Consider the following 18,950-nt stretch of genomic DNA (forward strand, 5'->3'; position numbering starts at 1 on the left):
GTGCGGATCCTGCGCACCGGGACGTCTCCGGGGCGTGATCCGCGCGGCCAGCCTCTGCCCGGCCCAGATGAGTCGTTCGACTTGGCTGGGTGTGTGGTGGCTCCCCGTGCGGAGACTCCGCAGGTGGGTGGGGATCAGCAGCAGGCCCGGGACACGGTCATCGTCGGGTACACGGTGTACGCCCCGCCGGGCAGTGTTGTCCTGACGACGGACCGGGTTCGGATCCGTGACGAGACGTGCGAGATCACCGGGTTCCCGGGCGACTGGGGCCGGTCTCCGTTCACGGGCACCCGCGGCCCGGTGCAGTTCGCTGCGGACCGGGTGACCGGTTAACCGCGGGCCTGCTCGACAGCCTCGACCAGCATCGCGGCTGCGTCGTTGGCGCTGTGCCGGATGGACAGGCTGTGCGGGTCGGATTGGGGCGGTCGCCCTCCGGCCATGAGCCCTTTCTCCTCGATGGCGGGTGCGCTGCCGGGGAGCACGAACTGCACGTAGCCGTGGAAGAGGCGGGTGGCCGGCTTGAGTCGGGTGCCGGTGACGTCAGCAGCCCGGATTCGGTAGTCGCGTTGCTGCTGGCCGACTTCCTTCTTGGTGATGGTGATCCATTCGCCGTCGAAGTTGATGGATCCCATGACGCCTTTGACGTGCATGCCGCCCCCTGTGTGAGTCGAGGTGGTCATGATGCCCGCGAAGTTCAAGATGTCCAAGAAGGGTGTCGGGCAGCTGCTCAGGTCTCGGATGATCCAGGCGGACATGCTGGGCCGGGCCGAGGCGATCGAGGATGCGGCTATCGCGATTGCCCCTGTTGGTGGGCCGTCGGATCCGCACCCTGGCCGGTACAAGGCCGCCTTCACGGTGACGACCACGGCTCGTGGTGGCCGCAGTAAGGACCGGGCGACGGCGACGGTGACGAACACCGCCTACTACGCCCGGTGGGTGGAGTACGGCACAGAGAAGGTCCCGGCGCACCATGTGCTGCTGCGGGCCGCTCAGGCTGGCGGTGGTCGCTGATGGCCGCCACGGTGCACGTCACCCCGCTGAACGACCTGATCGAGCACGACACCGACAGCGAAGAACCGTCGTGCGTCTGCGGCCCGCAGACCGTGTCGGTTGAGGTCGGCGGGCTGATCGCCTGGGCCTACGTCCACGCCTCCCTCGACGGCCGCGAGTTCGAAGAGGAGGTTCCGTGACAGCACTCCTCGACATCGAGGCGGAACTGATCGGCAGGGCCACCCCGGTATGGCCTGCTGCTGTGGTCCGTGACGAGCTCGACAACAACCTGCTCGCCGAGTTGCCGACGATCCAGTTCGAGCAGATCCCCGGTGGCAGCGAGGACGGGCTGCGACTTGCCCGCGCCCTCGTCGACACGAACATCTACGCCAGCACCCGGGCCGGGGCTTTCACCTTGGCCATTGAGGTACACAACTGGCTGACCCGCACAGTGCGGGGCAGCACCAGCGACACGGCCGTGATCGGCCGCGTGGGCTGCCTGATCCTGCCCGCTGTTCGCCCCTACGAGAACGTTGGTCTCCGTCGCGTTGGCGGCACCTACGAGCTCTTCGTTCACCCGGTCTCCTGACCGGCTCATAGCCCGCGCCGCGCCCTTCTGTCCCGCCCGTGCGCGGGCTCTTCCATGTCTGGAGACTCATCATGGTCAACATCACCCGCGCCGCTGACCTGGCGCTCGTCGGGGCGAACGGTGGGGGGTGGGTGGCGCCGGTCGGTACGGCGGCGCCTGTGTCTCCGCTCGCCCAGCCCGCTGGCCCGTGGGAGCCGCTGGGGGCCATCTCGGATGACGGTCTGACTTACGGGTTCGACGAGGACTCGCAGACGTTCACCCCGTGGGGTCTGACGTCGCCGTTCCGTACCCAGATCACCCAGTCGATCCGGACGTTCGGGCTGACGGTGTGGGAGACGAACCGGGTCATCGTGCAGTCCCTGCAGTACCGGCTGGATGCGGCGGAACTGGAGCCGGACGGCGAGGGGCTGACGAAGTACGCGGAGACCGCCAGCCCGGTCCCGGACCGGCGGGCGTTCTGGTTCCTCGTCATCGACGGCGACGCCTACAAGGGCTTCTACGTCCCGCAGGGGGAGATCAACGACCGGTCCGACGTGACGTTCAAGCAGGACGAGATGTCCGGCTACGAGTGGACGATCACCACGTACCCCGACGAGGCCGGGAACACGGTCTACCACGTCGACAAGCTGCCCGTGACGCCTGAGTACACGGGCTCCTGAGCTGGGTGGGCGGGCCATTTCTGCTGGCGCGGGCCCGGCCCGCCCGCCCTTCACTCTTCTGCCCGCGCCACAATTTGAGGAGGCCCGCGCCGATGGCCGCGAACAGCCGCACCACCACCCGAAGGACCACAACCGCCCGCCCTGCCCGGACGCCCCGCGAGCTCGCCCCTGCGGTTCGTGAGGACGACTTCGACGACGAGGCCACCCCTGCCGAGGCGCAGGAGATCGAGGCCGAGGGACACTACGTGACGGCGGTCCTCGCCGACGAGGAGATCCGCATCGTCCCCCCGGGGGCGTGGCGGCAGTCGTGGCAGACGGCGCTCTCCAACGCGAACTTCCAGTTCTTCGCCGAGCAGGTCGTTCACCCCGACGACCTCGACCTGTACTTCGAGATCGACCCCACCAACGACGAGTTCGAGGCGTTCGTCGCGGAGGCCGCCCGGCGCGGCGGTGAGAGCCTGGGGAAATCGCGTGGACCCGCCGCATCGTCGAGGCGCACGCGGAGGCGGTAGAGAGCGACCTGTGGCGCTACTACCAGCGCGACTTGCTCGACGTGTACCGCGGCAGCATGTCCTGGCGGCAGGTACGGGTCCTCATTCAGCACTTGCCGCCTGAGTCGGCAACGATGACCGGCCTGCGGAACGCCCTGACTCCGGAGGAGTACGAGGAGCAGGCGAAGTCGGGGAAGCCTGAAGAGGGCCGTTGGTCCATGGACCAGCATCTTCTGGCGGGGGTCTCGGATTCGTTGCAGCAGATTCAGTACATCCTCGTGCGCGCGAATAGTGACAGTAAGGGGCCGAAGCCGAAGCGGCCGGAGCCGATGCGTCGCCCGGGTGTGGGCGGCCCGAAGAAGCGCGACAAGATCAATGAGGCGCAGGCGGACACCCTCTTCAAGCTGATCAACGGCGGCGCGGCCTGATGCGCGGGAGGAGGCTCCGTGGCGATCAGCGTGGGCTCGGTCGAAGTCGACGTCATCCCCAACACGAGAGGTATCTACCAGCGGCTCCAGCGTGGTCTTGTGCCTGCTGCGACGCGCGCCGGTGAGGACGCCGGTAACGCGGCGGGCCGGTCGTTCGGCCCGGCGATGCAGGGGCAGGTCGGCGACATCGGCCTCCGTATCGGTCAGCAGATCGGGCAGCAGATCGCGGCGCGCATCACTGCGGAGATCCGTGGGTCGTTGCGGCAGGGTGTCACTCAGGGTGGGGCGGCGGCTCGGGCGTCGGCGGTCCGGCAGGGTGATGAGACGGGCGGTGCGTTCTCCCGTGCGTTGAAGACTCGGCTGGAGGCTGCGTTCCGGTCCCTCCCGAAGATCACCATTGATGCGAACACCAGCGAGGCGGACGCCGACTTGCAGGCGCTCCGGGTCCGCATGGAGACCCTTGCGAACAAGCGCATCGGCATCGACATCGACGCCGGGGCGGCGAAGGCCGAGATCAAGCTGATCGAAGCTGAGCTGACCCGTCTCGGGGCGAGGCATCCGAACGTGCAGGTGCGGGCCGACACGGCGCGGGCTATCGCCGAGCTGACTGCTGTGCGGGCGCAGATCGCCGCTGTCGACGGGAAAACCGCCCGGGTCAACGTGAATACCACTGGGGCTGTGGGGGCGATCCTGCACCTAGCGGTCGCGATCGGCGGTCTGGCCTTGATCCCAGCGATCCCTGTACTTGCCGCGGGTATCGGTGCGATCGGCTCGGCCGCGGTAGCTGCGGCGGTTGGTGTCGGCGCTCTGGCCGCAGTGGCTGTTCCGGCGATCATCAGCATTGCGGGGGTTCTCCAGGCGCAGAAGGCCGCCCAGGACGCCGCCTCGGCGGCCACGATCAAGGGTGCGCAGACGTCCGGGCAGGGCGCCTCGAAGGCCCTGCAGATGGCTGGCGCCCAGCAGGCATTGGCGTCGGCGCACCGGAATGCGGCCCGGCAAATCACGCAGGCCCAGCAGGGTGTTGAGGATGCGGTCCGGTCGGCGTCGGAGGCGAACCGGCGGGCCGCCCAGCAGGTGAAGCAGGCCCAGCAGTCTTTGGCGGATGCGGTGCAGCAGGCCGCGGACCGGCAGCGCGAATCGGTTGAGGCCGTCGTTCGCGCCGAGGAGTCCCTTGCGGATGCCCAGCGCACGGCCCGGCAGGCCCAGCAGGATCTGACGCAGGCCCGCCGGGATGCGGCTGAGCAGCTGGCGGAGCTCGCTGACCGGGTGGCGAACGCCCAGCTGTCGGAGCGGGACGCGGTCCTCGACGTGCAGGAGGCCCGCGCCCGGCTTCAGGCTGTCCAGGCGGCCGGTTCGAAGGCGACGCTGCTGGAGCAGCAGCGCGCCCAGCTGGCCTACGACCAGGCTGTGCAGCGACTCAAGGAGCAGAAGGCCGAAACGAAGGCCCTGTCCGACGAGAAGAAGAAGGCCGACAAGGCCGGCGTCGAGGGCTCGGACACGGTCAAGGAAGCCCAGGAACGCATCGCTGCGGCGGAGAAGGCGGTCGCCGACCAGGACAAGGCTTTGGCGAAGGCCCGGGAGGATGCGGCCCGCCAGAACGTTCGGTCCCAGCAGGACATTGCGGAGGCCCAGGAGAAGGTCGCCGAGTCGCAGCGCAACGTCGCCACCACGCAGGCGGACGGTGCGCGGTCGGTTCAGCGTGCCCAGGAGTCCCTGGCCGCCGCCCAGCAGTCTGCTGCGGATTCGGTGGCGTCGGCTCAGCGTCAGGTTGCCTCCGCCGCGCAGTCTGCGGCCGGGGGTGTGGATCAGGCTGCCGTCGCGCAGGCGAAGTACCAGGCCGAGCTGGCGAAGCTGACTCCTGCGGCCCGGGGGACGTTCAACGCGTTCATGTCGCTGCGGACCGCGTTCAAGTCGTGGTCGGAGTCGCTGCAGCCGCAGGTGATGCCGTTGTTCACCCGGGCGCTCAACGGGCTGAAGAACAGCCTGCCGGGCCTCACCCCGTTCGTGCTGGCCGCGGCGAAGGCGATCAGCGGACTGCAGGACCGGGTATCTGCCGGCTTCAAGTCGCCGTGGTGGAGGAGCTTCAAGAAGGACCTGGCGGGTTCGGTCGAGCCGGCCATCACGGGGCTCGGTGTGGCCTTCGGCCGCCTGTTCAAGGGGATGGGAGGGATCGTCCAGGCGTTCCTGCCGCACATGGGGTCGATCTCGGAGACCTTGCAGGGGCTCACCGGGCGGTTCGCGAACTGGGCGACAAACCTGAAGGGGTCGCCCGCGTTCGAGAACTTCCTGGCGTACTCGGCTGAGATGGCGCCGATCATGGCTTCCGCTTTGCGGGACATGCTGGGTGCGGTGCTTCGGATCGCGAAGGCGCTCGCCCCTGCGGCAACGCTCGTCTATCTGGCGCTTGGTGCGGTGGCCCGAGTGGTCGGGACGATCGCCGAGCAGCTGCCGTGGCTGATCCAGCTGTTCTACGCGGTGTGGATCGCGACGAAGCTGTGGACCCTGGCGATGATCGCGTTCAACCTGGTCATGGCCGCGAACCCGATCACGCTGATCATCATTGCGATCGTGGCGCTCGTCGCCGCCGTCGTGTATGCCTATAAGAATTTCGGCTGGTTCCGCACCGCAGTGGACGCGGCGTGGAACGGCATCAAGACCGTGGTGCTGTGGGTGTGGGAGAACGCCCTGAAGCCCGCGTTCGAGAACATCTGGGCGGCTCTGCAGACGGTCGGCCGGTGGGCGATGTGGCTGTGGAAGAACGCGATCAGCCCTGCCTTCAAGTTCATCTGGACGGCCGCGAAGATCCTCCTCACGATCATTGTGATCACCGTCTTCCTGCCGATCATCGGGGTGTTCAAGCAGCTCGCCAAGGTCGGCATGTGGCTGTGGAAGTCCGTGATCGGCCCGGTGTTCGGGTGGATCGGCGGCAAGGCGAAGTGGCTGTGGGCCAACGCGCTGAAGCCCCAGTTCGACTTGATCAAGAAGGGGTTCGGTCTCGTCGGCGACGGGGCGAAGTGGCTGTGGAACAACGCAGTCAAGCCCGCCTTCAACTGGATCGCCGACAAGGGCAAGTGGCTCTGGGACAAGGGGCTCAAGCCCCAGTTCGACGGGATCAAGAAGGGGCTGAAGCTGGTCGCCGACGGCTTCGGCACCGCCAAGAACTACATCAGCGAGCAGTGGTCGAAACTGTCGGCGATCACGAAGAAGCCCGTCGCGTTCCTGGTGAACACGGTCTACAACGACCACCTGGTGCCCACCTGGAACAAGGTGGCCTCCGCCTTCGGGGCCCCGACCCTAGACAAGGCGAAGGGGTTCGCGAGAGGCGGCATCCTCCCCGGCCAGTCGACGTTCCGGCAGGGTGACGACCAACTGGTACCGATGCGCCGCGGCGAAGGCGTCTACGTATCCGAGGCCATGCGGGACCCGTATGAGCGGGCCCGGCTGCATGCGGTAAACGCCGCAGCGATGCGCGGGCAGTCGCTGTCCCAGTATCAGGGGTTCGCGAAGGGCGGGATCTTCGACTGGATTGGGAAGACCGCGTCGAAGGGTGTCGACCTGGCGAAGGCTGGTGTCAGCTGGTTGAAGGACGGCATCAAGGCGTCCGCTCAGGCGGGGCTGAACAAGGTGGTCAAGCCACTACTGGACAAGATCGCCGGGTCGAAGTCGGTGTACCGGGACATGATTTCCGGCATCCCGAAGAAGATGATCAGCACGATCCTCGACTTCTCCGGCAAGGCCGACAGCAAGATGGAGGCCGCTGGCATCGGCGGTGGCGGGTTCAAGGCCGGTCTGAAGTGGGTGCGCACTCAGCACGGCCTGCCCTACCAGTGGGGCGGCAACGGCAACCCCAGCTGGGACTGCTCCGGGCTGGTCAGCGCCATCGAGTCCGTGATTCGCGGGCAGAAGCCTCACCGCAGGTGGGCGACCGGCGCGTTCTCCGGGAAGACCGCCCCGCCGGGCTGGGTCCTCGGCGGCAAGTCCCCGTACATGATCGGCATCACGAACGCCGGTGTCGGCCACACCTCCGGCACGATCAACGGCGTCAACGTCGAAAGCCGCGGCGGCGACGGTGTCGTCATCGGCTCCAAGGCCCGCTCCTACAAGGACAGCCTGTACACCCACCAGTACGCCTACAAGGGCACCTACGACCAAGGAGGCTACCTCCAGCCCGGCCTCAACCTCGCTTACAACGGCACCGGTCGGCCCGAGCCCGTATTCACCACGGCACAGGCCAACGCGCTCAGCCGCGGCACCGTCGGTGGACCGTCCACGTTCGAGGGTGACCTGTACCTCGACTCCGGCGAGTTCCTCGGCCGGGTCCGCGGCGAAGCCAACCAGGTCGTCGACGGCAGATTCGGGCAGCTCACGCAGGCACTGAATGCGGGAGGGGGTCTCTGATGCCGATCCCCGGGAACATGCTGTCGGCTGCCACAGAGTCCATGGACCCCACGTTCACCGGGTGGAGGGTGCGCCTCAACTGCACCCTCCTCTCCGGAACCGGAGGCCGCAACGGGGCGAAAAGCCTGTCCGTGAAATCAACCACCGCGGGCGAGGTGCAGGCCGAGACCGTCACCATGTACTCGGTGACAGCCGGCCAGACCTATCAGGTGTTCGCCGACTCGTCGTCCGCGAACGAGGTCGAACGCATCGGCCTGGAATGGCTCACCAACCTCGGCAGCCCTGTCGGTTCGATCCTGTGGTCTCTGCCGACGGCTACTGCGTCTTCGTCCTGGCATCGGGTTGGTGTCGCCGGGATAGCCCCGGCTGGGGCTTCCAGGGTCCGAATCGTTCTGTCGTCCACGGCTGCCGGTTCGGCGGTTTCCCACTACTGGGAGAACGTGTACCTCGGGGCGCCGTACCGGACGACAGGGAACCTGTTGTCGTTCGCCACGGAAACCCCGGAAATCGACACGTCGGCGTGGGCAGCCGGAGCGAACACCACCGTTTCGCGTCAAGTTCCGATGATGTCGTGGTCGGTCAACTGGTACTGGGCCGGAGCCCATGTGCTTGCCTTGGCTGCCACAGGGTCAGGCAACGTGTCGGCGACCACGGTGGAGAATCCTGTGGTGACACCAGGGGTCGAGTACCTCGCTTACACGTACCTTGCGCCGCCGACGACCGGCTCGAACTGTTGGCTCGAACTGCGGTTCTTCGACGGGACCGGGACCCAACTGTCGGCCACTCGGGGAACCCTGGCACCGGCCAGCACCGGGTACCACCGGCAGCGAGTCTCGGCAGTCGCGCCCGCCGGTGCGGCCACCTGCCGCCTGGCCGTCGGCATGGACAGCGCCACGGCGGCACAAGTCCTGCGCGTCGAGCAGTCCGTCATCCAGGTGGCGCCCACGGTCCAGGCCGGGTCGGTGCTGCCCTACGCCGACGCCTCGTTCGAGCAAGGTGTCGCCGGGTGGACGAAAACCGCCGGAGTGGCAACCATCGCCCGGTCAACCCCGTGGGGTTCGGCCGCCCTGGACGGCAGCTACTCCCTGACGGTCACTTCCAGCACCACCGCCGCATCGACGATCCGTTCCGCCCGCTTCCCGCTGCCGGCGGGCTCTGGCGGGCTCGGGTTCCGCCTCCAGTTCGGCGAGACGGTCACGGCCGGCGGCTGGACGGTGACACGGGGAATCCGCTGGTACGACGCAGCGAACACGGACCTGGGGCTGACGACAACGTCGGCGGGCACTGTTCCAGGGCCTGGGTGGTGGTCTCTTTCCGCAGACCACACAGCACCCGCAGCGGCCACTCAGGCGGCTGTGGAGCTGACACTCACGGCGACGTCCACCAACTCGGTTGTCAACGTGGACAAGGTGGCCCTGTGGCAGGCCCTACCCCTGGTCACGCTGACAGCGTCAGAGGCGACGGCTTCTCTGCGGCTGACACTGCGGGAGCTATCCGTCGATGACTTGATCAAGGTGTGGCGGGTCGCCGAGGATGGAACCCGCACCCTGGCCCGGGGCCCGTCCGGGCTCCTCGACGGGACCGTGGCAATCACCTCGGACCTGATGGTCATCGACGACTACGAAGCCCCCTTGGCCACCCCCGTGTCCTACCGGGTGGAAATGACCAGCCCCGGCGGCAGCACCGCCATCCGGAACTCCTCCTGGGCGACGATCCCTCACTCCGACATCAACGTGGCGTGGCTGAAAGACCCGTCTGCTCCGCAACGCAACATGCAGGTGATGGTCAAGCAGGCCCCGAACTGGGCTCGGCCTGTTGAGCAGGGCGTCTACCGGGTCGCGGGCCGCCGCAACGCGGTGGTCCTCTCCGATGTGCGGGGCGGCCTGGAAGGCGAGCTGGTCATCTGGACCCGCTCCGATGAGGAGCGCCGCAACCTGCACTGGCTCCTCGACCCCGGCCGTGTCCTGCTGTGGCAGGCCGCACCCGGCATGGGCGTCGACGACCTGTACGTGTCGGTGGGGGCGGCCTCCGAGAACCGTGTCGGCGGGCCGGCTACGGAGTCCTGGCGGGAATGGTCGCTGCCTCTGTCCGAGGCCGACATGCCCACGACCGTTGGTGTTGGGGGCAGCGCGGGCCGCACCTGGCAGGACATCCTCACCGAGTTCGCATCGTGGGAAGCGGTGCGCGACACCTACGCCACCTGGGAAGCCGTTCTCCTCGACCAGCGCAGGGATTGACATGTACCCCGTGACCTCCCGGTTCCTGGACACACTCGGACAGGCGCACCGGGTCGTCACCCAGGTCACCCTGTTCCGCACCGACGGGGAAGTCATCGACCTCCCACACACAGGCGGGTCAGTGCCGGTGGACCGCGGACAGGCCATTCGCCGCACCTGCACAGTGACCTGCCCCGATGTGTCGCTCATCCCGACCAGCCCGGCCGACGAGCTCGCCGTATACGGGGCCCGGCTGCGGCTGGCCCGCGGCATCGACTACCAAGACGGCAGCAGCCCAGAAATGGTGCCGCTGGGAGTGTTCCGCCTCGACACCGTCGACGGAGACCCACTGCTCGGGCCCGTCACCCTGACCGGGAAAGCCATCGAGTGCATCGTCCAGGACGACCTGTTCACCGTCCCGTATCGGGCGACAGGCACCGTATCCACGGCGATCACGGAACTGATTCAGCGGTCGATCCCGGACGCCGACGTCATCTTCACCGCGTCGAACCCGACGATCGGCTCCCGCACCTGGGATGCCGGCGCAGACCCGTGGGCTGCCGTCCAGGAAATTGCGGCGGTTGCCGGCGCCCAGTGCTACACCACAGCCGACGGGTCGTTCATCGTCGCGGAACTCCCGGACCTGCTTGCCACGAACCCTGTGTGGACGGTGGCTGCGGGGGAGGGCGGCGTCTACGTGAAGGGCACCCGCGGCATGACCTCGGCGGGGGTGCACAACGGGGTCCTCGCCCAGGGGGAGAACGCCGCAGACGGGGTGGCCCCGGTGTCGTGGCTCGCAACGGACGACGACACGGGTTCGGCGACCTATTGGGGCGGCCCGTATGGGCGGCGCCCGAAGGTCATTTCGTCGTCGACGCTGATCTCCCAGTCGGCGTGCCGGAACGCCGCCGAGCTGGAACTCAGGTCGGCGAAGGCCCCGAACGCCACAGGGGACTTCAGCTCGATGCCGAACCCAGCTTTGGAGCCGGGTGACGTCATCCGGGTTGTTCACCCCGGAGGGCTGCGGGAGCTGCACCAGGTGCAGTCGTTCACCGTTCCCCTCTCCCAGTCCGGGGACTTCCCGATCGCCACGATCAGCGCGAAGGGAGACTCGTGACCTCCACCGACCAGCAGCTCTTGGGGGCGCTCCGCCGCAGAACCGTTCAGGCTGCCGCCGATGAGCCCACGGTGCGGGGCGGGGACTGGCGGCAGGCAACCGTCGCCAGCGTCATCGGCAACGGGACGGTTGTCACGACCGACGGGACGGTGGCGCGCCGCCTGGAGACGTACACGAACCCGGCGATCGGCGACCAAATCCGCGTCGACAGCAACGCCCTGGGGGACCGCACCACACCCGGGAGGGTGGCCGGTGCGGTCATCGACCCGCCTTGGACGACGTACACCCCGACGTGGACAGCGGGCACCACGAACCCCACGGTCGGGAACGCGGTCCGAACCGGCCGCTACCAACTGTTCGGCAAGACATGCCACGTAGCGATTCGCCTCGTGCCGGGCAGCACCACCGCGTTCGGGTCCGGGGCGTACCTGTTCGGCCTGCCGCTTCCTGTCGCCGACGACATCGTCGAGTACGTCGGCACGGCCCGGCTCACCGCCGGATCCACGTACATCGGCCAGTGCTTCGCCTCCCCAACGGCGACCACGATGAACGCCACCTTCCCCGCCTCGGCCACCCCGGCCACCGCCGCGAACATGACGCAGGTAGCCCCCGCCACGTTCGCCAACGGCCACATCCTGCGCCTCAACCTCACCTACCAGACCGCATAGAACAGGGGGCCCGTGTGGCCACCAGCGACGAACTGAACCAGGGGGCGTCACTCGCCACCCTGTCCGACCCACCCGACGCCTCCGTCCTGGTCCGCGGCATCACCGACGCCGTCATCCAACGGCTCGCGATGCGGCACGCGTCAGCCTCGGCGCGAACGGCGACGATCACGTCGCCCGCCGCCGGGATGCTGACCTACCTCGTCGACGTGAAACGCTTCGACTACTACGACGGCACCACCTGGGTGCCGGTCAAGGGCCAGTCCTCCAGCAGCCTCGTCACCGCCGGATCCCCGTCGACAACGACCGAGGTCACCACCGGCATGGTCATCACCCTGCCGACCCGGGCCGGCGTCCAGTACGAACTGACCGCGTCCTGCCTGGCCCGCTCCAGCAACACCGGGGACCGGATCGAGCTTCGTATTCGTCGCGGTACCACCACCGGGGCCACCCAGGTCGGCGGCGGCAGCATCAAGGCCTACTTGGCTGCCTCCGGCGACACCCTCGTCGGCCGCGGCCTCGACACCCCCGGAGCAGGCAACACCACATGGACGGTGTTCCTCGCCCGCGGCGCCGGCTCCGGAACGGTCGAGGTCACCGCCAGCGTCGCCCTGCCCGCCGCGTTCACAGTCCGGGAGGTCTGATGGTTGCGCTCAACACCGCGGGCCGGGTTCTGGTCGGCGCCCAGTCCGACACCCAGCTCATCACCCGTGACCTCCCCGTGGACGGCACGTCTCAGACGTGGCGGCGCCTGTACCGGCTCGTCACCGGCAGCCTGCAACCCGGGGACCTACTGGACATCGATGCTGATGCCCGGGTCACGAACGACTGCGGCAGGGACGGCGGCACCCGGTACACGATCGGGGTCGGCTGGCACCTGTGGGCGTACTCGTACACCGACCCGCTGCGGGACGCCGGCCCGTGGTGGCAGATCTCCCACCTGATGGGCGACAACGTCGATGCGATCCGGCACCACATGCCGCTGCACATCAGCTGCCTGTACCAGGTGCCCGACGACTGGCCGCCCGGCCACCGCATGGTCATCGTCCTCCAGGCTGACGCCCACTCGACGAAGTGGGCGATCAACGGCGGCAAGGACCTGCTGACCGTCGATGACGGGTACGGGCAGCTCATCGTCCGCCACTGGGCCACCCCCACCACCTGAACCCCAACACCACCCCACGCCACCCATGGCCTGGGGCTCTTTCACGTCTGGAGGCCATCGTGGCCACACCGCTCTCCGCCGAGAAGCACCTGAAGGCCCTCCGCGACGAGGGCCTGAAGGTCTCCGAGCACCGCAGCTGGCGCACCAACAACCGCAACCACAAAGGCCCCTGGGGGCCAGCCCACGGGGTAATGATCCACCACACCGTGAGCTCCGGCGACGACTCCTCGGTCGAGCTCTGCTACAACGGCCACTCGGCTCTGCCCGGGCCCCTGTGCCACGGCGTCGGTCGCAACGACGGCGTGGTCGCCCTCGTGTCGTCCGCCCGCGCGAACCACGCTGGCTCCGGTGACGGGGATGTGCTGCGCGCCGTCATCAACGAAACCGCCCTGCCTGCACCGAACGAGGCGAACACCGACGGGAACCGGCACTTCTACGGGCTGGAGATCGTCAACCTCGGCGACAACAAGGACACCTACACCAAGAGCCAGTACCGGGCTGCGGTGCTGTGGGCAGCCGCCCTGTGCCGAGCACACGGCTGGTCGGAGAAGTCCGTCATCGGCCACAAGGAATGGCAGCCCGGAAAGATCGACCCCCGCGGCCCCATCGAGGGCGGCGGCAGCTTCTCCATGCCCCAGTTCCGCGCCGACGTGCGCGCCCAGCTCGCCGCCAAGCCCGGCACACCTACGCCGAGCAAGCCGGCCACCCCCAGCAAGCCTGTCCCCCCGAAGGAGAACCCTGTGGCCCTGTCCGATGCCGACGTGCAGCGCATCGCGAAGGCTACCGCCGACGAGGTCTGGAAGGTCATGGCCAAGTCCGACGGCGTGTACCTCGCTCCGACCGACGCACCCGACTACAGCCCCACCGTCACCGATCCCGGCCACTACTGGTCCGGGCGGCAGGTGATGGCAGACCTGGTGCGCCGGGTCCGCGACACACAAAAGGCGGTCGCCGACCTGGTGGCCGCACAGAAGAAGGAGTCCTGATGCGCATCTTCGGCAGAGAACCGGTCTACATCCTCGGATTCCTCGCAGCCGCCCTGCAGGCGCTCACCGCGTTCGGCCTCGACGTCACCGAGACCCAGCAGACGCTTGTCAACACGTTCGCCGCTGCGGTCGTCGGCGTCATCACCGCAGTCGTCCTCAAGACCGGGGCGCTCGCCGCGGCACTCCTCGGGTTCGCCCAGTCCGGCATGGCGCTCGCCGTCGGCTTCGGCCTTGACTGGTCCACCGACATGCAGGGCAAGGTCATGGCCGCCGTCGCCGCCCTCCTCGCCCTGTGGCTCCGCGAGAAGGTCACCGCCCCCGTGCCCACGACCGGCCTGGAACAGTCCAGCCCCGTCAAGGCGCCTGCTGCCGTAGGCGGCTAGGTGCCGTGCCGTGCGGCCCGGTGGTTGCACCGGAGGCTGGGTCGCCGTGGCATCTTCCTGGCCATCATCGGGATCGGGAAGACCTGCTGGGGCGTCTCGTTCCTTGTCGATCCGCCAAGCGCCGAAGGGCTCCGGCTTCTTACCCAGCTATGCTCGATACGCCACTGGTCCTGGCTGTGGATCATCGCCGGGCTCGTCACCTTCGTGTCCGCGTGGCTCCGCATCGGCCGCGACCGCTTCGGTTTCATCGCCGCACTCATTCCCCCCGCAATCTGGGCAACCGCCTACACCTCCGCCGCGTTGAGCGGCGAGTACTCCCGCGGCGGGTTCGTCGCAATCTGGTACTGCACCTCGCACGTCGGGGTCATCTTGTGGGCGGCCACGGTGCCCGAGCATTCGGTCCCCCCAGCTCCGCGGCGCGCCAGGAAAGGTAAGGCGCCGTCGTGAACATCTGGGTAGCCGTGATCGGCATGGTGGGGACGGCTCTGGCTGCTGCCTTCGCAGCCAAGGCGACGCGGGCCGCATCGAGGGCGACAGCTGATGCGACCCGAGCTGCCGCCCTCGCCCAGGCTGAGCCCAACCAGCGGGCCGCAGACCTGGCGTCCTTTCAGGCGATCAGGGACGACATGAAGGGTGAGATCACCAAGATGCGGGACGAGACCCGGTCGCTGCGATCGTTGGTCCGGGCGTTCGCCGGGTACGTCGGTGAGCTGACGTCCCAGATGCGCAGCCACGGCATCGAACCCCCTGCACCGCCGGAACGGATCACCGAGTACAACCGAACTGGAGTGTGACCGTGGCAGACATGCCAGCACGACAAGTCGAGCGTCGTCTCGACGAGGGTGCGGGGGACCTCGAAACGCTCATCGAACTCGGCCTCGCCGAAGAACAACCCGTGCCCCAGTACCAGGGCCTGTTCCTGGAGCCCGACCTACCGCCGGCCGAAGAGCCGTGAACAGCCCCCTCCCTCACGGGAGGGGGCCACTTTCGCGTCCTGGCGCACCACGGCGTGGCGGCACGGTAATGCCGTGGCGTTGTCGCTTCGCGTATCTGCTGCCAGGTGGAATACTTGCCCCAGGTACTCCCGGTGCGAAGGCTGCGATCTGCTAGCAGCCAAACGACCTTGGATCTCGGGAGGCGCACCCCGCCGTGTCGATGACACGGGCGGGCTCTATGTCGCGTGAGGACCATTGAGCGAGACCGAGATCCAGACGTGCATGCACTGCGACCGGCCACTTCCGCTGACCGAGTTCCATCGGCCTGACAGGGACGGGGGCTCCCGCAAGTGCCGCTCCTGCCGAGCAGCGACCCGGAAGACGTGGCGGGAGACTTACCGCGAGAAGCAGTCGGTCTACCGCCGTCGCTTCAAGCTCTCGCAGTATGGCCTCACGGAGGCCGAGTACGACTCCATGCTTGCGGCTCAGGGTGGCGTATGCGCCATGTGCCGGGAGACCTGTGTTTCAGGCCGCCAGTTGGCCGTTGACCACGATCACTCAACGGGTGTTGTGCGGGGCCTCCTGTGCGTGAAGTGCAACCGGCAGCTTGGGATCTTCGAGGCGCTTCGCTCCACGGCGGAGGAGTACCTTGCGGCCTACGGGGCGGGCAACCCGCACATCTCGCACGGGGAAGCTCTCAGGGAGCAGCGCGAGGCTCCTCGCCCGCGAGGGTCTGCGGCTACGAGCAGGCTGACGGAGGGCGATGTTGCTCAGATGCGTGCGCGGTACGCCGCTGGCGGCGTGACTCAACGTGGGCTTGCTGCGGACTACGGGATCTCCCAGAATGCCGTGGGCTTGATCTTGCGGCGGGTCACGTGGGGTCACGTGGCCTGACCGCGACGCGCCTGCGCCCCGCCCTCGGATGAGGGCGGGGCGCAGCGATCAGAAGCCTGCCTGTACGGCCTTCTGGTGTATTCCTCGCCGGAGGGCGTCGACTACAGCCTGAGGTTTGCCGAGGGGTGCCAAGTCCTCTTCGATGTCGATGTCGCCGACGCCGGCGGTGTACACGGTGTGTTGGGCGCAGAGGGCGGTGCCCTGCCACATGGTGGCGGCGCGAACCCAGGTGGCTTCTCGGATGCATTCCGCGCACCAGCCGAGCGGAGGGAGCTCGCGAGGATCGTCTACGGATCGAGTCATGGTGCGGACCGTACAGCGTGGCACTGACAAAGGCTTCGGATTCGGGAGAGCTCGCCGGAGCTGGCGCTGACCTACTCTCGATAACATGCCGTATCGCGGGCCCTGCTCCTCTCGGAGCGGGGCCCTTCTTCGCGCCGGAAGCACTCCATCACGGCGTCCACAAACGATCGTCTGCGAGACAGTCGAAACCCAACCTCGCCACGCTGGACCTTTGTTGTTACGCAACTCGTGTACGCATCTATGTAACGCCTAGCTCCCTTTGCGATACAATCAAGCATGAGGATCGGCGTAGCGCGAGTCTCAACTCGCGACCAGAACCCCGAAGCCCAAGAAGACGCACTCCGAGCCGCAGGCTGCGAGAAAGTCTTCACCGACAAGGCGTCCGGCAAGCTCGCCCGCCGCCCCGAACTCGACAAAGCCCTCATGGTCGCCCGCGAAGGCGACCAGATCGTCATCACCAAGCTCGACCGCCTCGGCCGCTCCCTGAAGAACCTCATCGAGCTGTCCGAGGAACTGAGGTCCCGTGACATCGGCCTCGTCGTCCTGGATCAGGGCATCGACACCGCCACCCCGGCAGGACGGCTCTTCTTCCAGATCATCGGTGCCATCGCCGAGTTCGAGCACTCCCTCATGTCCGACCGCACGATCGAAGGTCTCGAAGCAGCCCGAGCACGCGGACGGACCGGCGGGCAGAAGCCGAAGCTCAAGGCCCGCCAGATCAAGCTCGCCCAGGAGATGTACGACGAGCTCGGCGCCGACGGGAAGCGCAAGTACACCGTCCAGCAGATTGCCGACGAGTTCGGCGTCAGCAGGCCCACCATCTACCGCCATCTCTCCAAGGAGGGCTGACATGCACTTTCGCTACGACCCCGACGAATGGCGCCCAGCGCAGGGCCACTCCCGGCTGCGCGCCAACACCGGCCGACTCAAGCCGGGCAGCATCCTCGTATGGGACCGCCAGCCCTACCGCCTGATCGAAGTCCGCGAACGTGACCACGCTGACTGGCCCCAGAACTACCGTGACGCATGGGTGAAACACGGCATGCCCGACCCCGCCACCTGGGGCTACAGGCCTCGCGTTGCCGTACTCCGGCACGACGACCAGCCACAATCCAAGCCCCTTCACCTCCTGTGCCCGGACAGCACCTACTGGTACGTCCTGCCCGAGCACTACTGGGTGTGCCGAACCTGCCAAGAGCTGCCCCCGTGCAGGCACGTCCACAACGAAGCCGTCATGGAACGTGCCGCTGAGCGCATGGAGAAGGAGATGGCGATCATGCCGGGCGTCTGCCACGGGTGCCGCGAACCCATCAGCAGCCGCCAGAAGTCGTTCGCGTTCCCCGGCCCGAACCTGATCCGCCCCGACCTCGGTGACGACTCGGCTGTCTTCCACACGCGCAACGGCTGCGCAGGCTCTATGAAGGCTTACGACGAGCGCTGGGCCGCCGCCGAGGAAGGGCGGCGCCGCTACTTCTACTGCGAGGGCACGAAGACCGTGCACCACGACGGAACCAGCGAGTGCAGCACGCCTGACTGTTTGGCCAAGGGGAATCTCGCCGACTGGGTAGAGCACAAGCTCTGGATCCAGCACCACCCCGGAAGCGGCCCCGAAGTCCAAGGCTGCTGGTGCCTGGCTGCCGCTGCTGCGTGACCTGACACAGCGCGACGCCCCAGCCCGAGGAAAGCGGGCTGGGGCGTCACTGCGACACCCTACTGTTCACTCATCCGCACCGCTCAGGGGGACTCATGAGAATCCGCATGCTCGCCGTCACCGCGCTGCTCGCCACCGCGCTCACCGCCTGCTCCGGCGGCCAGGAGCCCGACTCGAAACCCAGCACGAAGCCGACACCCACGGCGAGCAAGTTGTCCGCCTTGGCGCCCGCCTGGCAGCCGAAGCTCGACGCCGCAGCCGAGGGAGCTGTGGCCACCTGTCAGACGCCCAGTAGCGACGCCTGCGCCGAGGTTCTCACCGACATCATGATCGTCGTGAACGAGCTGGAGGGCGAGATCGAAGCTCCGGGGCGCGGCCCGTACCGCGAGTCAACGAAGCAGATCGCGAAGATGCAGGCGGCGACGGACAAGTACGTGGACGAGGGATGCCAGGGCGATCCGGCGGCGGATGACCCGGACTCGGACTGCTGGGGGATCAGCTCCATCACGGTCGGCGCGGCCACTCTCGGCATGACGCTGATGACCGACGACCTCGCCCAGCCGAAGTAGCACCAACAGTTTCCGGTCACACCTCTACCCCTGTGGCCTGAAGAGGTGCATCGTTGCCTGTGTGAGACCCCTCCTTCCAGGGCGAGGTTTCCACCCTCAGGCCCTGCCCGCGCCCCCCGTCGTGGGCGGGGCCTGCCGCTCCTCCCGGCTCCCCACGGGAGGCCAAGCGGCTGCCCGGGCTCTGGCTACAGGCAGCTTTTGAACGAGAAGCGGATGCTGGAACCGTCCGGGTGGACTACATAGAAGCAGCGGGTGTTCCCGATCCCCTCCGGATTCACCTGCACTTTGAACCCGGCAACGCCCGGCTTGGTCCGTTCCTGCGCATCCGGGTGCCGCGCGATGAGCGCCTGAAGGAATGCGATGTGTGCAGGATCCGTGACGGCCTGGGGCTGGCCAGGGCCTGAGCCCGGTGTCCCCGGGTAGGCGCGCAGGATCTCCTGGCAGCGCGCGATGGCTGCTGCCTTGGTTGGGAAGTGCTCGTTGCCGATGCTCACTGGGATTGCCATGTCTC

24 protein-coding genes are annotated in these 18,950 nt (G+C 67.7%); 22 read left to right on the top strand and 2 right to left on the bottom strand.

Features of this window, described 5'->3' with window-relative positions; translation table 11 throughout:
* The first annotated feature begins 123 nt into the window (after positions 1 to 123).
* Complete coding sequence (locus IE140_RS36145; RefSeq protein ID WP_229826876.1) at positions 124 to 333, top strand: hypothetical protein; 210 nt, start codon at positions 124 to 126, stop codon at positions 331 to 333.
* On the opposite strand, the gene IE140_RS22740 is transcribed toward IE140_RS36145, so the two are convergent.
* A complete protein-coding gene (locus tag IE140_RS22740) occupies positions 330 to 632 on the bottom strand; it encodes a DUF4429 domain-containing protein (RefSeq protein WP_189460644.1) in 303 nt (100 codons plus the stop codon). The two genes, IE140_RS36145 and IE140_RS22740, sit on opposite strands and share 4 nt — an antisense overlap.
* 49 nt (positions 633 to 681) lie before the next feature.
* On the opposite strand from IE140_RS22740, the gene IE140_RS22745 reads away from it, so the two are divergent.
* The 21 genes from IE140_RS22745 (at position 682) to IE140_RS22845 (ending at position 18,439) form a co-directional block, all read left to right on the top strand.
* Positions 682 to 1,011: an HK97 gp10 family phage protein gene (locus IE140_RS22745; protein WP_150193283.1), complete on the top strand. Its 330-nt coding sequence runs from the start codon at positions 682 to 684 to the stop codon at positions 1,009 to 1,011.
* On the top strand, positions 1,011 to 1,190 hold the full coding sequence (locus tag IE140_RS22750) for a hypothetical protein (protein ID WP_150193282.1): 180 nt from the start codon (positions 1,011 to 1,013) through the stop codon (positions 1,188 to 1,190). Before IE140_RS22745 ends, IE140_RS22750 begins: the two co-directional genes overlap by 1 nt.
* Entirely contained in the window at positions 1,187 to 1,579 is a 393-nt protein-coding gene (locus tag IE140_RS22755; RefSeq protein ID WP_150193281.1) for a hypothetical protein, read from the top strand. Before IE140_RS22750 ends, IE140_RS22755 begins: the two co-directional genes overlap by 4 nt.
* Before the next feature lie 71 nt (positions 1,580 to 1,650).
* On the top strand, positions 1,651 to 2,238 hold the full coding sequence (locus tag IE140_RS22760) for a phage tail tube protein (protein WP_150193280.1): 588 nt from the start codon (positions 1,651 to 1,653) through the stop codon (positions 2,236 to 2,238).
* Positions 2,239 to 2,330: 92 nt separating this feature from the next.
* Positions 2,331 to 2,750 (top strand): hypothetical protein, encoded by a 420-nt coding sequence (locus IE140_RS22765; RefSeq protein ID WP_150193279.1) that lies wholly within the window; start codon positions 2,331 to 2,333, stop codon positions 2,748 to 2,750.
* Between the two features lie 41 nt (positions 2,751 to 2,791).
* Complete coding sequence (locus IE140_RS22770) at positions 2,792 to 3,157, top strand: hypothetical protein (RefSeq protein WP_229826888.1); 366 nt, start codon at positions 2,792 to 2,794, stop codon at positions 3,155 to 3,157.
* A gap of 18 nt (positions 3,158 to 3,175) precedes the next feature.
* Positions 3,176 to 7,555: a hypothetical protein gene (locus IE140_RS22775; protein WP_150193278.1), complete on the top strand. Its 4,380-nt coding sequence runs from the start codon at positions 3,176 to 3,178 to the stop codon at positions 7,553 to 7,555.
* Positions 7,555 to 9,792, top strand: a complete 2,238-nt coding sequence (locus IE140_RS22780) for a hypothetical protein (protein WP_150193277.1) — start codon at positions 7,555 to 7,557, stop codon at positions 9,790 to 9,792. The genes IE140_RS22775 and IE140_RS22780 overlap by 1 nt, the downstream gene beginning before the upstream one ends.
* A 121-nt stretch (positions 9,793 to 9,913) precedes the next feature.
* On the top strand, positions 9,914 to 10,888 hold the full coding sequence (locus IE140_RS22785) for a DUF5047 domain-containing protein (RefSeq protein ID WP_229826877.1): 975 nt from the start codon (positions 9,914 to 9,916) through the stop codon (positions 10,886 to 10,888).
* Positions 10,885 to 11,556, top strand: coding sequence for a hypothetical protein (locus tag IE140_RS22790; RefSeq protein WP_150193275.1), 672 nt, complete (start codon positions 10,885 to 10,887; stop codon positions 11,554 to 11,556). Before IE140_RS22785 ends, IE140_RS22790 begins: the two co-directional genes overlap by 4 nt.
* Before the next feature lie 14 nt (positions 11,557 to 11,570).
* Entirely contained in the window at positions 11,571 to 12,197 is a 627-nt protein-coding gene (locus IE140_RS22795; RefSeq protein WP_150193274.1) for a phage tail-like protein, read from the top strand.
* Positions 12,197 to 12,718, top strand: a complete 522-nt coding sequence (locus IE140_RS22800) for a hypothetical protein (RefSeq protein WP_150193273.1) — start codon at positions 12,197 to 12,199, stop codon at positions 12,716 to 12,718. Before IE140_RS22795 ends, IE140_RS22800 begins: the two co-directional genes overlap by 1 nt.
* Before the next feature lie 59 nt (positions 12,719 to 12,777).
* Positions 12,778 to 13,704: an N-acetylmuramoyl-L-alanine amidase gene (locus IE140_RS22805; RefSeq protein ID WP_150193272.1), complete on the top strand. Its 927-nt coding sequence runs from the start codon at positions 12,778 to 12,780 to the stop codon at positions 13,702 to 13,704.
* The gene (locus tag IE140_RS22810) at positions 13,704 to 14,087 is read left to right on the top strand and encodes a hypothetical protein (RefSeq protein ID WP_150193271.1); all 384 of its coding nucleotides are present in this window, start codon (positions 13,704 to 13,706) and stop codon (positions 14,085 to 14,087) included. Before IE140_RS22805 ends, IE140_RS22810 begins: the two co-directional genes overlap by 1 nt.
* A gap of 24 nt (positions 14,088 to 14,111) precedes the next feature.
* Positions 14,112 to 14,534, top strand: a complete 423-nt coding sequence (locus IE140_RS22815) for a hypothetical protein (protein ID WP_229826878.1) — start codon at positions 14,112 to 14,114, stop codon at positions 14,532 to 14,534.
* Positions 14,531 to 14,881: a hypothetical protein gene (locus IE140_RS22820; protein ID WP_150193269.1), complete on the top strand. Its 351-nt coding sequence runs from the start codon at positions 14,531 to 14,533 to the stop codon at positions 14,879 to 14,881. Before IE140_RS22815 ends, IE140_RS22820 begins: the two co-directional genes overlap by 4 nt.
* Positions 14,882 to 14,892: 11 nt before the next feature.
* Positions 14,893 to 15,042 carry a hypothetical protein gene (locus tag IE140_RS22825; protein WP_167533424.1) on the top strand — a complete coding sequence of 50 codons (150 nt, stop codon included), beginning with the start codon at positions 14,893 to 14,895 and terminating at the stop codon, positions 15,040 to 15,042.
* A 262-nt stretch (positions 15,043 to 15,304) separates the two neighbouring features.
* Positions 15,305 to 15,916, top strand: coding sequence for an endonuclease VII domain-containing protein (locus IE140_RS36655; protein WP_351765779.1), 612 nt, complete (start codon positions 15,305 to 15,307; stop codon positions 15,914 to 15,916).
* Positions 15,917 to 16,495: 579 nt separating this feature from the next.
* Positions 16,496 to 17,068, top strand: a complete 573-nt coding sequence (locus IE140_RS22835; protein ID WP_150193267.1) for a recombinase family protein — start codon at positions 16,496 to 16,498, stop codon at positions 17,066 to 17,068.
* 1 nt (position 17,069) lies between these two features.
* Positions 17,070 to 17,870: a hypothetical protein gene (locus IE140_RS22840; RefSeq protein WP_150193266.1), complete on the top strand. Its 801-nt coding sequence runs from the start codon at positions 17,070 to 17,072 to the stop codon at positions 17,868 to 17,870.
* 95 nt (positions 17,871 to 17,965) lie between these two features.
* Positions 17,966 to 18,439, top strand: coding sequence for a hypothetical protein (locus tag IE140_RS22845; RefSeq protein WP_150193265.1), 474 nt, complete (start codon positions 17,966 to 17,968; stop codon positions 18,437 to 18,439).
* Positions 18,440 to 18,624: 185 nt separating this feature from the next.
* Here the strand turns inward: IE140_RS22845 and IE140_RS22850 are convergent, their stop codons facing one another.
* The gene (locus tag IE140_RS22850; protein WP_150193264.1) at positions 18,625 to 18,945 is read right to left on the bottom strand and encodes a DCL family protein; all 321 of its coding nucleotides are present in this window, start codon (positions 18,943 to 18,945) and stop codon (positions 18,625 to 18,627) included.
* Between the last annotated feature and the right edge of the window lie 5 nt (positions 18,946 to 18,950).

This window comes from Streptomyces parvus, assembly GCF_014648875.1.
GTDB lineage: Bacteria > Actinomycetota > Actinomycetes > Streptomycetales > Streptomycetaceae > Streptomyces > Streptomyces parvus.

What these genes read in the sequence shown, in the direction of transcription:
- IE140_RS22835 (WP_150193267.1), top strand. Translation starts at nt 16,496, where the DNA reads ATGAGGATCGGCGTAGCGCGAGTCTCAACTCGCGACCAGAACCCCGAA.
- IE140_RS22800 (WP_150193273.1), top strand. Translation starts at nt 12,197, where the DNA reads ATGGTTGCGCTCAACACCGCGGGCCGGGTTCTGGTCGGCGCCCAGTCC.
- IE140_RS22850 (WP_150193264.1), bottom strand. Translation starts at nt 18,945, where the DNA reads ATGGCAATCCCAGTGAGCATCGGCAACGAGCACTTCCCAACCAAGGCA.
- IE140_RS22840 (WP_150193266.1), top strand. Translation starts at nt 17,070, where the DNA reads ATGCACTTTCGCTACGACCCCGACGAATGGCGCCCAGCGCAGGGCCAC.
- IE140_RS36655 (WP_351765779.1), top strand. Translation starts at nt 15,305, where the DNA reads ATGCACTGCGACCGGCCACTTCCGCTGACCGAGTTCCATCGGCCTGAC.
- IE140_RS22740 (WP_189460644.1), bottom strand. Translation starts at nt 632, where the DNA reads ATGGGATCCATCAACTTCGACGGCGAATGGATCACCATCACCAAGAAG.
- IE140_RS22845 (WP_150193265.1), top strand. Translation starts at nt 17,966, where the DNA reads ATGAGAATCCGCATGCTCGCCGTCACCGCGCTGCTCGCCACCGCGCTC.
- IE140_RS22765 (WP_150193279.1), top strand. Translation starts at nt 2,331, where the DNA reads ATGGCCGCGAACAGCCGCACCACCACCCGAAGGACCACAACCGCCCGC.
- IE140_RS22810 (WP_150193271.1), top strand. Translation starts at nt 13,704, where the DNA reads ATGCGCATCTTCGGCAGAGAACCGGTCTACATCCTCGGATTCCTCGCA.
- IE140_RS22760 (WP_150193280.1), top strand. Translation starts at nt 1,651, where the DNA reads ATGGTCAACATCACCCGCGCCGCTGACCTGGCGCTCGTCGGGGCGAAC.
- IE140_RS22750 (WP_150193282.1), top strand. Translation starts at nt 1,011, where the DNA reads ATGGCCGCCACGGTGCACGTCACCCCGCTGAACGACCTGATCGAGCAC.
- IE140_RS22745 (WP_150193283.1), top strand. Translation starts at nt 682, where the DNA reads ATGCCCGCGAAGTTCAAGATGTCCAAGAAGGGTGTCGGGCAGCTGCTC.
- IE140_RS22780 (WP_150193277.1), top strand. Translation starts at nt 7,555, where the DNA reads ATGCCGATCCCCGGGAACATGCTGTCGGCTGCCACAGAGTCCATGGAC.
- IE140_RS22825 (WP_167533424.1), top strand. Translation starts at nt 14,893, where the DNA reads ATGCCAGCACGACAAGTCGAGCGTCGTCTCGACGAGGGTGCGGGGGAC.